The following is a 12440-nucleotide window of genomic DNA, read 5'->3' on the forward strand; positions in this document are numbered from 1 at the left end:
GCTCCGCCGACGACGGGCAGCGCCGGTAGCGCCGGGGCGTGGGCGACGTCGCAGGCGTCTGGCAGTCTGGTGCGGTGACCGTCTACACCCCGAGGTGTGCCGCTCGCGTCCTGCTTGTCGACGCGACCGGCCGGTTGCTGCTGTTCCGCGGCTTCGACCCCGCCCGCCCGGAACGCGGACGGTGGTGGTTCACCCCCGGCGGGGGCCTGGACCCGGGGGAGACGTACGCCGAGGGTGCCGTCCGCGAGCTGGCCGAGGAGACCGGGCTGCGGCTGACCGTGGCCGAGGTCGGCCAGCCGGTGCACGCCGACGTCATCGAGTTCTCCTTCGACGGCGTGTGGTACCGGCAGGAGCAGCAGTTCTTTCTGGTGCGGGTGGCGGCACACGAGGTCGACACGGCGGGTTTCAGCGAGGTGGAGCGGGGCAGCGTCGACGCTCACCGGTGGTGGTCGGCGGACGAGTTGCGCGACACCGGGGAGCGTTGCTTCCCGGTTGACCTCGCAGCGGTGCTGGCCCGCGCGTTGACAGGTACGACGGCAGTCATCGAGGGACGGGCATGCTGACTCCACCACGCACCGTGATACGCCGGGAGGCCGGCCTCTACGCCCTGGAGCGGGCCCTGCAACGGCGCGGTTTCCGGTACGTCGCCGGTGCTGACGAGGCTGGTCGCGGTGCCTGCGCGGGCCCGTTGGTCGCCGCCGCCGTGGTGCTGCCGGAGGGCCGGCGTGGTGAGATCGACGGGCTGGCCGACTCCAAGTTGCTGACCCCGGCCAGCCGGGAACGGATCCACGACGAGGTGGTGGAGCGGGCGCTGGCGTACGCCGTGGTGGTCATCCCGGCCGACGAGGTCGACGCCCGGGGGTTGCACGTGTGCAATCTGGCCGCGATGCGGCGGGCGCTGGCCCTGCTGACGGTTCGGCCGGAGTACGTGTTGACCGACGGGTTCGGTGTCGACGGCCTGGGCGTTCCCGGGCTCGCGGTGTGGAAGGGTGACCGGGTGGCCGCCTGCGTGGCGGCGGCGAGCGTGCTGGCGAAGGTCACCCGGGACCGGATCATGGTGGATCTGGACGCCGAGCATCCCGGCTACGGGTTCGCCGAGCACAAGGGGTACATCACCGCCGAGCACACCGCCGCCCTGCGCGAGCATGGGCCGTGCCGGGAGCACCGTTTCTCGTACGTGAACGTGGCAGCTGTCTCCGGGCTCGAAGGCCGGCCACCCCGCTCCCGGCGACCGCTCGGCGCAAGTCGGGAAGAGCCGATGGAGCGCTCGGGCGCCGCAGGGGGTACCGTCGGCGTGGCGTTGGGCGAGCAGCCTCGGCCTTCGGCGCCGGTGGGGGAAGATGTGGTCATGGAAGGCGGAGTGCGATGAGCGCGGAAGATCTCGAGAAGTACGAGACCGAGATGGAGCTCCAGCTCTACCGGGAGTACCGCGACATCGTCCGCCAGTTCTCCTACGTGGTGGAGACCGAGCGCCGGTTCTACCTGGCCAACCAGGTCGACCTGCACGTGCGCAACTCCGACGGCGAGGTCTACTTCGAGGTCGAGATGCACGACGCCTGGGTCTGGGACATGTACCGTCCCGCCCGGTTCGTGAAGAATGTCCGGGTAATGACTTTCAAGGATGTGAACGTCGAGGAGTTGGAGAAGCCGGACATCTCCCTGCCGGCCGACTCCGGTTTCGGCGGCTGAACCGCGTACCCCTGAGGGCGGCGACGGCGGGCCCCCCACCCGCTGCGATCGTCCGTACCGCTTCGTCCACAGTGCACCGGCCGTAACCGTCGCCAGCCACGCGCTGAGGTACCCGGCCACCGCTCATAGCAGATCGTCCCGCTCGATGTGGACTGTCCACAGGACGTCCCGTCGTCCACAGGTGTGGCGTCCGGGGCGGTGGCAGCCGGCGGAACCGTCCAGGCTCGACCGCATGCGACAAATGTCGATACTCGCCGGGCTCACCACGCTCCTGCTGCTGGCACCACCCGCACCGGAGGGTGGGGCGAGCGGATGGTCGCCGTCTCCGGCCATGCCGAGCGGGCTGTCGTTCCCGCCCGCCGCGCCGCAGGCGGGTGGTACGACCGACATCGGCGGCGTCGCGCCGTCGTGGGGGCCTGTCGACAGCGCGAAGCAGACCGCCGACGCCGGCTTGTTCCGCTGGCCGGTCGACGGAAAGCCGCAGCCGGTACGCAGATTCGACCCGCCGCCCCGGCCGTGGCTACCCGGCCACCGGGGGGTCGACCTGCTCGCCCCCGCGGCCGCCACGATCCGGGCGGCCGGCGCCGGCACCATCCTCTTCGCCGGCATGGTGGCCGACCGGCCGGTGGTCACCGTCGGGCACGCCGACGGCCTACGGACCACCTACGAACCGGTCCAACCGGCCGTCACGGCAGGCACGACGGTGCCGACCGGAGCGCCCCTGGGCACCCTGCTGCCCGGGCACCCCGGCTGTCCCGGCACCGCGTGCCTGCACTGGGGTCTGCGCCGAGGAGACGACTATCTCGACCCGCTGGCCCTGCTCGGCCTCGGCCGGGTCCGGCTCCTGCCGCTCGACGAGCACGCCGCCGGTCGGGTGCGTCCGCTCAACGCTGGGCGAGCAGGCCGGGCAGCCGCACGGCGAGGCGCTGGTACTCCTCGGGCGCGTTGTAGACCTGACCGCACAGCCGCAACCACCCTCGGCCGTCCCACGCCATGATCGCGACCTGGGTGGCGAGCCGCTCGGCGATGCGGGTCTGCAACGCGCGGGCACCGTCGAGGGTCGTGGCGAGCCCCGCCGGCAACGGGACGAGTCGCATGGCGACCGCCGGTCCGCCGGGGTCGGGCAGGTCGGTCGGTGGCACGCCGAGCGCGTCCCCCACCACCCGTTGCCCGTACGCGGCCAGTCCGGCGTTGTGCGCGCGTACCCGGTCGACGCCGAGACTGCGCAACGTGTAGAGACCCGCCGGGGCACTCAACCAGGCCGTGTAGTCCGACGTGCCCTGCCACTCCAGGCGAGCCGGGAACCCCGACTCCTGCTCCCAGGAGACCACGAGCGGCTCGATCCGGTCCCGCCATCGCGGTGTCACCACGAGCACCGCCGTGCCACGCGGGGCGTACCCCCACTTGTGCAGGTTGCCGACCCAGAAGTCGGCTCCGATGCTGCTTACCGACGCCGGCAGCATCCCCGGCGCGTGTGCGGCGTCGACAAGCACCGGCACGCCGTGCTCCCCGGCCACGCCGACGATCGCAGCGACCGGGAACAGTCGGGCCGTTGCCGAGGTGATCTGGTCCACCACCAGCAGGCGGGTACGGCCCGGACGCAGCCCGTCCCGCACGATCTGCACCACCTGCTCGTCGGTGGCGGTCAACGGCACCCGCAGGGCCCGGTGCGTCGCCCCGGTGCGACGGCACTCCCGGCGGATCGAGAGGTCGACCGCACCGTAGCCGTGGTCGGTGGTGAGCACCTCGTCACCGGCACGCAGCCCCAGCGACTGGAGCACCACCGCGACGCCGGTGGTGGTGTTCGTGGTCAGGGTGGTGCCGTCGGGATCGGCGCCGAGGAAGTTGGCCAGATGCCGGCGGGTGTGCGCGACCCGGTCGGCCAGGCCCTGCGTGAAAAACCGGAGCGGGTCGGCCTCCATCTCGTCGCGCAGCCGCTGCTGGGCCCGCTGCGCCACGATCGGCACCGCCCCGAAGGCACCGTGGTTGAGGTGACTGACCGCCGGGTCGAGGGAGAAGAGCAGGCGGGCGCCCGTGATCGGTTCGGGCGGCGGCGGGACGCTCACCTGATGATCGTAACCGCCGTGCCCGGCGTGGCCGGCGTGGCCGGCGGAGCTTGCCCCCCGTCACCGGTCAGGCCCCGTGCCGGTTCCTCAGGCACCTCTCCGGGGCAGGTCAGGCGCGGGGGTGGGCCTGACGGTAGGCGGCCCGGAGTCGTTCCACCGAGACATGGGTGTAGATCTGGGTGCTGGCGAGCGAGGAGTGCCCCAGCAGCTCCTGCACCGCCCGGAGGTCCGCCCCGCCTTCGAGCAGGTGGGTGGCGGCAGAGTGGCGCAGCGCGTGCGGACTGGTCCGGGACAACCCGGCCGCCTCGGCCCAGTCGCCGACGATCCGGCGGGCCGTGGTCGGATGCAGCCGGCCGCCGCGGGCACCGAGCAACAGCGCATCAGGGGAATCGGGGACCGCCAGCACCGGCCGCCCGTGCCGCAGCCAGTCATCGAGGGCCCGTTGCGCGGGCAGCCCGTACGGCACCGTCCGCTCCCGCCCACCCTTACCGTGTACCCGGACCACCCGCCGATTCTGGTCGACGTCGGCAGTGTCGATTCCGCACGCCTCGCTGACCCGTACCCCGGTGCCGTAGAGCAGTTCGAGCAGCATCCGGTCGCGCAGTCGTACCGCCTCCCCGGTGCGGTCGGACGCACCGGTCACCGGTGAGCCTTCGGCGGTCGCCGAATCGGTGCCCGCTGCGGACCCGGCAGGTGTCGGCCCGATCGGTGAGGGCGTGGCCGGACGGCGTGCGGGCTTCTCGACGAGCAGTGCCGCCTGCTCGGGACGGAGCACCGTGGGCAGCGTCCGGCGCGGCCGAGGGCTGGCCAGCGTGGCGGCGACGTCGGTGGGCAGCAACCCCGTCCGGTGGGCCCAGGTGCTGAAGGTCCGGGCCGTGGCCGCCCGGCGGGCCAGCGAGGTGCGGGCGGCACCTGTCGTGCGTTGCCGGGCCAACCAGCTGCGTACCGTGTCGAGGCTCAGCTCGGCCACCTCGGTGCAGCCCATCCGTCGAGCATGATCCAACAGCGACACCGCATCGGCGACGTACGCCCGCACCGTGTGCGCCGAGCGGTTACGGACCGAGGCGAGGTACTCCGCGAACTCGTCCACCGCGTCCCGCAGCGGCGCCGGCAGCGCGTCGTGCGTCGCCCGGGTGCTGCTGGCGGCCCGCCCCTGCCCGCCGATGCTGCCCACGGGAACCACCCTACGATCGCGACGCCCGGACGGCGAACAGGCGGCATGTCCTACGCCGACCGCCGATCAGGCGGGTGATGCGGATGCGCGCCGAGCAGGCCCTGGTGGCGTCAGGTCAGCGCCGATCCGACTGCTCGCCGGCATGACCGGGGCGGACCGGTGCCCTCCGCCGGCTCGGCGTGACCAGGGCGTAGCCGTCGTCGCGGCGCACCACGAGCGTCAACTCCTCCAGCAGCGGCAGCTTGCGCAGCACCGTGCGGACGGCGAGGCCGGCCCGCGCGGCGAGGGCGTCCACACCCACCCGACCGCGTCGCGGCATCGCCTCCACGATCGACCGGGCGTCGTCGTCGAGCAGATCGGTGGGTCGTTCGGGCCCACGCGGCACCGGGGCGAGCTCGCCGATCCGGCCCACTTCCTCCAGCACCTGGGCGAGGCCGGTCACCAGCCGCGCATTCGGATCTACCCGAAGCACCTCGTGGGCACCCACCGACATCGCCGAGGTGACCGGGCCCGGTACCACCATCGCCGGTCGGCCCAGGGCGAGGGCGCGTCGGGTGGTCTGCGTCGCGCCGCTTCGGGCCGCCGCCTCGACGAGCACGGTGCCCCGGGTGCCCGCCGCGATCACCCGGTTGCGGATGAGAAAGCGGGGACGCAGCGGCTCCGCACCCGGCGGCCATTCGCTGACCAGCAGACCGGTGTCGGCGATCCGGTCGAACAGGGCGGCGTTTCCCATCGGGTAGGCACGGTCCACACCGCAGGCGAGCACCGCGACGGTGAGCCCGCCGGCGGTCAGCGCCCCGCGGTGCGCGGCGGCATCGATGCCGAACGCGCCGCCGGAGACGACAGTCCAGTCCCGGTCCGCCAGTCCGTAGCCCAGATCCGTGGCGATGTGGGTGCCGTACGCGGTGGCGGCGCGTGCCCCCACCACCGCCACGGACCGGTCCAGCGCCTCGGCCAGCGGCCACGACCCGCGTACCCAGAAACAGAGCGGCGGCGCGGTCTCGGTGTCCACCCGGCGGCGGGCGTCGGACAGGCGGAGCGTGCGCAGTTGCTCCACTGTCCCGGGCCACTCGTCGTCGCCGGGGATGACGACCCGGACACCGAGCCGGTCGGCACGGTGCAGCGCCTCGGCGGCGACCACCCTGGCGTCGCCGGCCCGGCTGCGGGCCGCCACCGACTCGCGCAGCGCCTGCTGGGGTGCCCCGCCGTCGAGCAGCAGGTCCAGCGTGGCCACCGGGCCGAACTCGTCGACAAGGCCGTACACCGACCGCGTGCCCGGTTCGGCCAGCCAGGTCAACGCCACCCGCGCCAGAATCAACTCGTCGTGCGTGCTCACGTGCCCTCTCCCGTCCTGAGCGTGATGGCCTCGGCGACGTCGCCCGTGTCCGGCCGGGCCCGCCCGTCGAGGTCGGCGATCGTCCAGGCGAGTCGGACGACGCGGTCGAAGCCGCGGGCGGAGAGCGACCCGGAGTCGAGCCGGGACCGCAGCTCGACGGTGACCCGGCCGGGTAGCCGCCACGGCGTCCGACGTAGGTCCGGCCCGGGTATCTCGGCGTTGAGCCGCCGGCCCAGCGGTGCCCAGCGCTCGGCCGCCGCGGCCCGTGCCGCCGCCACCCGACGGGCTACCACGGCGGAGGACTCGTGGCTGCCTGTCTCCATCAGCTCGGCCGCGCGCATCGGCGACAGCCGTACCTGGAGGTCGATCCGGTCGAGCAGCGGACCGGAGAGTCGGCTGAGGTAACGACGACGGGCAAGCGGGGGACACTCGCAGCGGTCGTCGCCGGCCGGATTCGCACACGGGCACGGATTGGCGGCGAGGACCAGTTGGGCGCGGGCGGGGTACTCGGCACTGCCCCGGCTACGGGTGAGCAGTACCCGGCCATGCTCCAGCGGCTGACGCAACGCCTCAAGCGCCGCCTTGCTGAACTCGGGTGCCTCGTCCATCAGCAGCACCCCACGGTGGGCAAGTGAGATCGCACCGGGGCGGGCGAGCCCCGAGCCGCCGCCGACGATCGAGGGAACCGTCGCGGTGTGGTGCGGTGCCTGGAACGGTGGACGTCGGATCAACCGACCGCCCGGCGGCAACAGCCCGGCGATCGAGTGCAGCGCGGTGACCTCCAGGGCGGCCTCGTCGTCCAGCTCCGGCAGGATCGACGGCAGACGCTCGGCGAGCATCGTCTTGCCGGCTCCCGGTGGGCCGATGAGTGCCAGGTGGTGCCCACCGGCGGCGGCGACCTCCACGGCCCGCCGGCCCAGGCTCTGCCCGGCGACCTCGGCCAGGTCGGGACCGGGTGCGGCCGGCGGCGGAGCGTCGAGCGGCGGTTCGATCAGCGGGGTGCCGTCGCGGACGAAGGCGACCAGCCGGTGCAGGGTGTCCACGCCGCGTACCAGCAAACCGGGGACGACCGCCGCCTCGGCGGTGTTGCCGGCCGGGACGATCACCCGTTGGACGCCGGCCTGCGCCGCCGCGGCGACCATCGGCAGTACGCCCCGGACCGGTCGCACGGTCCCGTCCAGGCCCAACTCCCCGAGGACCGCCACGCCGTCCAGCGGCAGCAGCGGAAGCTCGCCGGAGCCGCCGAGCAGGGCCACCGCGATCGCCAGGTCGAACGCCGAACCGAACTTGGGCAGGGTGGCCGGCAGCAGGTTGAGGGTGATCCGGCGGTTCGGCCACCGTTGACCGGAGTTGACCACTGCTGCCCGGACCCGGTCGCGCGCTTCGTGCAGGGCGGTGTCGGGCAACCCGGAGATCACCACGCCGGGCAGGCCGGCCGCCAGGTCCACCTCCACCTCGACCAGATGCCCGGTCACCCCGACCAGTCCGACGCAGAGCACCCGGGCGTAGCTCATCGCGCCACCTCGCCGGGCACGGTGCCGCTGCCGGGCGCCCTGGCCGGGAGCCGGAGGTCGCGCCCGCTCACCGGAACGCGTCCTTGACGTGCTCGACGCGTGCCCGGCCGCTGCGGGGCACCAGCACCGAGATGACGTCGAAGCGGACCTCCTCGGCGGTGGTACCTGTGGTGGCCAGCCAGGCGGCGGCGAGCCTGCGAAGCCGACGCGCCTTGCGGGGCACCACCGCCTCGGCCGGGCTGCCGAAGGCCGTGGTGCGTCGCGTCTTCACCTCGCAGAAGGCGAGCACCGCCCCGTCCCAGGCGATGATGTCGATCTCTCCGGTGGGGCAGCGCCAGTTGCGGGCCACCGGACGCAACCCCGCCTCGATCAGGTGTCGTACGGCGCAGCGTTCCCCGTACCCGCCGACCGCCTGGTTCCGCTTGGTCATGACCGGCACCCTGCTCGCTGACGAGGACGCGCGGCGACCCCGTCACGAGCGCCTGTGGACAACCGAGGCTGTTGTGGACGAGCGGACGATCAAGCCCTGGATGTGCTATTGGTGGCGTTCCTGGGCTGGTCAGGGGGCCCGGCCAGATGGCGCACGAGCCGTCGGTCGCATACGGTGCCGGCGTGGACGGACGACGCAGCTTCCCCGACGACCAGGAGTCGCGGTGGTACCCGGGTGATCATGACCGCGGCTACGCCGACCCGCAGTGGCGCCCGGCCGGAGACGGGCAGTACCCCGGTGACGAGCTGCGCGCCGTACCCGAGCAACGTGGTGACGACGACAGGTACGGCTCGCCCCGACGCCCCGCGCTGGCCGACCCGCTCGGGGACGTCGCGACGGAGACCGAGCGCTACCGGGCGTCGCGGTCCCGCCGGGCGGAACCGGCGGACCCGGAGATCTCCGGTGAGTTGCCTGCCGATCGCCCGGGCCGGCGTGCCGCGCGCGAGGTGGGGCCGACCAGCGGCGGTACGCCGTTGTCGGCGGATCCGACCCGCGTCGCGCTGGCCGGGTACCCGATCGTCGAGGCCAAGCGGGGGCCCGAGGTGACCAATCCGCTGGAGCAGCCGACCGGCCCGGTGCCCTCGGTGGCACCCCGGGGGGAACCTCCGGTGGGCGAGGTGCCGCCCGGGCCCGCCGCCGGGCCCGGTCATCCGACGGCCGGCCATCTGGCACCCGGCTACCAGACGAGCGGTGTTCCGGCGGCTGGCATCCAGCCCGGTGGCATCCCGGCGGGTGGCGTCCAGCCGGGCGTGCCGGCCGGGGACGGCGTCTACCGGACGCGACGACCAGTGCTCGCGGTGATCTTCGCCGTGCTGGTCGTGATCTTCGAGTTGCCCGCGGTGCGGGTGCTGCTGCACGGCGCGACCGCCGACCCGGTCGACGCCGGGGACGTGCTTGCCGGAACGTTCCTGGTCTGTGGTTTGCCGATCTTCGCGGCCGGCCTCTACGGGCTGCGGACGACCGGGTTCTCGCTCACCGACGGCGCGCGGGGGTGGCTGCGACCGCCGACCGCGTACCTGACGGTCGGTTTGGCGCTCTTCCTGGTGGCCGCGCTCGCCGCCGGCTGAGCGGGGTTGGCACCACCGCGCTGAGCTGGTTCGCGCCACCGCGCTGAGCGGGACGTGGCCGTCGGCTGCGGGGGTCTCGCCGCACCCGGGCGTGGATCGGCCGGGCGGGCGCGTACACTGGTCAACCGGCGACCGCCTCGTGCGGTCGACCTCGCGTGCCCTCCTCACGAGTCGTCGTGTGGCGGCGGCCTCCCTGGTCCCGACCCGGTCGGGCCCATCATGGTCGACGACCGGGCACCAGGACGCCCGGCCGCCGGCCGGGCGGGACAACCAGGGACCGCAAGGAGTACGAATCATGGCCGTCGTGACCATGCGTCAGCTGCTGGAGAGCGGTGTTCACTTCGGGCACCAGACCCGGCGCTGGAACCCGAAGATGAAGCGCTTCATCTTCACCGAGCGTAACGGCATCTACATCATCGACCTCCGCCAGACTCTCGACTACATCGAGAAGGCGTACGAGTTTGTGCGCAACACGGTGGCCGAGGGTGGCAGCATCCTCTTCGTCGGCACCAAGAAGCAGGCCCAGGAGGCGATCGCCGAGCAGGCGACGCGGGTCGGTCAGCCGTACGTCAACCACCGCTGGCTCGGTGGCATGCTGACCAACTTCCAGACGGTGTACAAGCGGCTGCAGCGGATGAAGGAGCTGGAGGCCCTCGGTGACCTCAGCGGCACCGCCGCCGGTTACACCAAGAAGGAGACCCTGCAGCTCTCCCGCGAGAAGATCAAGCTGACCCGTACCCTGGGCGGCCTGCGGGACATGCAGAAGCTTCCGGCCGCGGTCTGGGTGGTCGACACCAAGAAGGAGCACATCGCCGTCGACGAGGCCCGCAAGCTGGGCATCCCGGTGATCGCCGTGCTCGACACCAACTGCGATCCGGACGAGGTCGACTTCCCGATCCCGGGCAACGACGACGCGATCCGCTCGGCCGAGCTGCTGACCAGGGTCGTCGCCGCCGCCGTGGCCGACGGTCTGATCGCCCGCTCCGGTCGTCGTCGGGGTGGCGACGAGAAGCCCGAGGCGGGTGTCGCCACCGACGAGCCGCTGGCCGAGTGGGAGCGCGAGCTGCTCGAGGAGCCGAAGAAGGCCGACGAGCAGCCCGCGGCCGAGCAGCCGGCGACCGAGCAGCCCGCCGCCGAGCAGCCGGCCGCCGAGCAGCCGGCCGCCGTCTCCGGTCAGTGATCGTGCCGCCGTCCGGTCACCGTCCGTTCCGCTGACGGTGACCGGCGGCGGGTAGACCGGGCACGAACCTCTCGGAACCGGGTAATCGTCACCGCAGACCATTCCACGCAGTCTCAACACCGAAGAGAGAGCCATGTCCCAGATCACCGCCGCGGACGTCAAGAAGCTCCGCGACCTGACCGGCGCCGGCATGATGGACAGCAAGAAGGCGCTGACCGAGGCCGAGGGCGACTTCGACAAGGCCGTCGAGATCCTGCGCGTCAAGGGCGCCAAGGACGTCGGCAAGCGGGCCGGCCGGACCGCCGCGAACGGTCTGATCGCGCACTCCGGCAAGGCGCTGCTCGAACTCAACTGCGAGACCGACTTCGTCGCCAAGAACGATGCCTTCATCGCGCTGGCGCAGCAGCTGGTCGAGCACGGCGAGCGCTCCGGCGCGAGCAGCGCCGAGGAACTGCTGGCCAGCGAGATCGACGGTCGTCCCGTCGCCGACCTGGTCCAGGAGCAGTCCGCCAAGATCGGCGAGAAGCTGGTGCTCAACCGGTTCGCCAAGCTCGACGGCACCGTCGCTGTCTACCTGCACCGCAAGGCGCAGGACCTGCCCCCGGCGGTCGGCGTGCTCGTGCAGTACGCCGGCAAGACCGACGAGGCGGGCGACGCCGACGCGCGCGGCGCGGCGATGCAGATCGCCGCGATGCGGCCGCAGTACCTCACCCGCGATGAGGTGCCGGCCGAGGTCGTCGAGTCCGAGCGGCGCATCGCCGAGCAGACCGCCCGCGAGGAGAACAAGCCCGAGGCCGCGCTGCCGAAGATCGTCGAGGGCCGGGTCAACTCCTTCTTCAAGGACTTCGTCCTGCTGGAGCAGTCCTCGGTCACCGACAACAAGAAGACGGTGAAGCAGGTGCTGGCCGAGGCCGGCATCGAGGTCACCGGCTTCGTGCGGTTCGAGGTCGGCCAGGCCTGAGCCGGCTCGGGCGCACCGCGCCCGTGGGCTGGGAGCAACGACTAGACGAGGAGGCCGCCGGTGTACGCGACACACACCGCGGCCTCCTCGTCCCATAAGGTCGGCAGCGGCAGGTACGCGCACCTGAGCGCGCCAGTGGGGGAAGGACGGGCGGATGACGCAGGTTGTGAGTGACCGGACGTTGGCGGCGGACGATCCGACGGCACCACCGCCCGGCCGGGCCCGGCGGGTGGTGTTGAAGCTGTCCGGCGAGGTGTTCGGCGGCGGCGCGATCGGCGTCGACCCGGACGTGGTGCAGGCCATCGCCCGGCAGATCGCCACAGTGGTACGCCGTGGTGTGCAGGTCTCAGTGGTGGTCGGCGGCGGCAACTTCTTCCGCGGCGCGGAGTTGCAGAAGCGGGGCATGGACCGCGCCCGGGCGGACTACATGGGCATGCTCGGCACGGTGATGAACTGCCTGGCCCTCCAGGACTTCCTGGAGAAGGAGGGCATCGAGACCCGCGTACAGAGCGCCATCACGATGGCCCAGGTGGCTGAGCCGTACATCCCGTTGCGGGCGATCCGGCACCTGGAGAAGGGTCGGGTGGTCATCTTCGGCGCCGGCGCGGGCATGCCGTACTTCTCCACCGACACGGTGGCCGCCCAGCGCGCGCTGGAGATCCACGCGGACGTCGTGCTGATGAGCAAGAACGGGGTGGACGGCGTCTACACGGCCGACCCCCGGATCGATCCGACCGCCAGCAAGTTCGACTCGATCACCTTCTCCGAGGTGCTGCGCCGCAACCTCCGGGTCGCCGACGCGGCCGCCTTCAGCCTCTGCATGGAGAACGGCCTGCCGATGCTGGTCTTCGGCGCGCAGGGCGACGACACAATCGTCCGGGCCGTGGGTGGCGACAAGATCGGCACGCTGATCACCACCTGAGCGCGACCGCCGACGGTGATCCCGGCGGTCCCGGTGACCCG

12 protein-coding genes and 2 pseudogenes are annotated in these 12440 nt (G+C 72.6%); 8 read left to right on the forward strand and 6 right to left on the reverse strand.

Going from position 1 to position 12440, the window contains the following annotated elements; all coding sequences use genetic code 11:
• Positions 1–74 precede the first annotated feature (74 nt).
• The 4 genes from Van01_RS01895 (at position 75) to Van01_RS01910 (ending at position 2686) form a co-directional block, all read left to right on the forward strand.
• On the forward strand, positions 75–563 hold the full coding sequence (locus tag Van01_RS01895; protein ID WP_203998928.1) for an NUDIX hydrolase: 489 nt from the start codon (positions 75–77) through the stop codon (positions 561–563).
• Complete coding sequence (locus Van01_RS01900; protein ID WP_203998460.1) at positions 557–1369, forward strand: ribonuclease HII; 813 nt, start codon at positions 557–559, stop codon at positions 1367–1369. Before Van01_RS01895 ends, Van01_RS01900 begins: the two co-directional genes overlap by 7 nt.
• On the forward strand, positions 1366–1689 hold the full coding sequence (locus Van01_RS01905; RefSeq protein ID WP_007075222.1) for a DUF2469 domain-containing protein: 324 nt from the start codon (positions 1366–1368) through the stop codon (positions 1687–1689). Before Van01_RS01900 ends, Van01_RS01905 begins: the two co-directional genes overlap by 4 nt.
• 232 nt (positions 1690–1921) lie before the next feature.
• Positions 1922–2686 carry a peptidoglycan DD-metalloendopeptidase family protein gene (locus tag Van01_RS01910; protein WP_373306189.1) on the forward strand — a complete coding sequence of 255 codons (765 nt, stop codon included), beginning with the start codon at positions 1922–1924 and terminating at the stop codon, positions 2684–2686.
• Here Van01_RS01910 and Van01_RS01915 read toward each other — a convergent pair.
• The 6 genes and pseudogenes from Van01_RS01915 to Van01_RS01935 all read right to left on the reverse strand — a co-directional run bounded on the left by Van01_RS01915 (position 2574) and on the right by Van01_RS01935 (position 8209).
• Complete coding sequence (locus tag Van01_RS01915) at positions 2574–3755, reverse strand: aminotransferase class V-fold PLP-dependent enzyme (RefSeq protein ID WP_203998463.1); 1182 nt, start codon at positions 3753–3755, stop codon at positions 2574–2576. The two genes, Van01_RS01910 and Van01_RS01915, sit on opposite strands and share 113 nt — an antisense overlap.
• A gap of 109 nt (positions 3756–3864) precedes the next feature.
• Positions 3865–4368, reverse strand: a pseudogene (locus Van01_RS33710) (tyrosine-type recombinase/integrase); the annotation flags it as partial.
• 126 nt (positions 4369–4494) lie between these two features.
• Positions 4495–4920, reverse strand: a pseudogene (locus Van01_RS33715) (site-specific integrase); the annotation flags it as partial.
• A 124-nt stretch (positions 4921–5044) separates the two neighbouring features.
• The gene (locus Van01_RS01925; RefSeq protein ID WP_203998466.1) at positions 5045–6265 is read right to left on the reverse strand and encodes a DNA-processing protein DprA; all 1221 of its coding nucleotides are present in this window, start codon (positions 6263–6265) and stop codon (positions 5045–5047) included.
• Positions 6262–7779 carry a YifB family Mg chelatase-like AAA ATPase gene (locus Van01_RS01930; RefSeq protein WP_203998469.1) on the reverse strand — a complete coding sequence of 506 codons (1518 nt, stop codon included), beginning with the start codon at positions 7777–7779 and terminating at the stop codon, positions 6262–6264. Before Van01_RS01930 ends, Van01_RS01925 begins: the two co-directional genes overlap by 4 nt.
• 67 nt (positions 7780–7846) lie before the next feature.
• The gene (locus Van01_RS01935) at positions 7847–8209 is read right to left on the reverse strand and encodes a YraN family protein (RefSeq protein WP_203998472.1); all 363 of its coding nucleotides are present in this window, start codon (positions 8207–8209) and stop codon (positions 7847–7849) included.
• Positions 8210–8391: 182 nt separating this feature from the next.
• Between Van01_RS01935 and Van01_RS01940 the strand changes: the two genes are divergently transcribed.
• From Van01_RS01940 to pyrH, 4 genes are all read left to right on the forward strand, one after another.
• Positions 8392–9336 carry a hypothetical protein gene (locus Van01_RS01940; protein WP_239098810.1) on the forward strand — a complete coding sequence of 315 codons (945 nt, stop codon included), beginning with the start codon at positions 8392–8394 and terminating at the stop codon, positions 9334–9336.
• 295 nt (positions 9337–9631) lie between these two features.
• A complete protein-coding gene (gene rpsB, locus Van01_RS01945; RefSeq protein WP_203998488.1) occupies positions 9632–10516 on the forward strand; it encodes a 30S ribosomal protein S2 in 885 nt (294 codons plus the stop codon).
• 133 nt (positions 10517–10649) lie between these two features.
• Entirely contained in the window at positions 10650–11477 is an 828-nt protein-coding gene (tsf, locus tag Van01_RS01950) for a translation elongation factor Ts (RefSeq protein WP_099847146.1), read from the forward strand.
• A 154-nt stretch (positions 11478–11631) separates the two neighbouring features.
• Positions 11632–12399, forward strand: a complete 768-nt coding sequence (pyrH, locus tag Van01_RS01955) for a UMP kinase (RefSeq protein ID WP_093401681.1) — start codon at positions 11632–11634, stop codon at positions 12397–12399.
• Positions 12400–12440: the final 41 nt, after the last annotated feature.

The organism is Micromonospora andamanensis (assembly GCF_016863495.1).
GTDB lineage: Bacteria > Actinomycetota > Actinomycetes > Mycobacteriales > Micromonosporaceae > Micromonospora > Micromonospora andamanensis.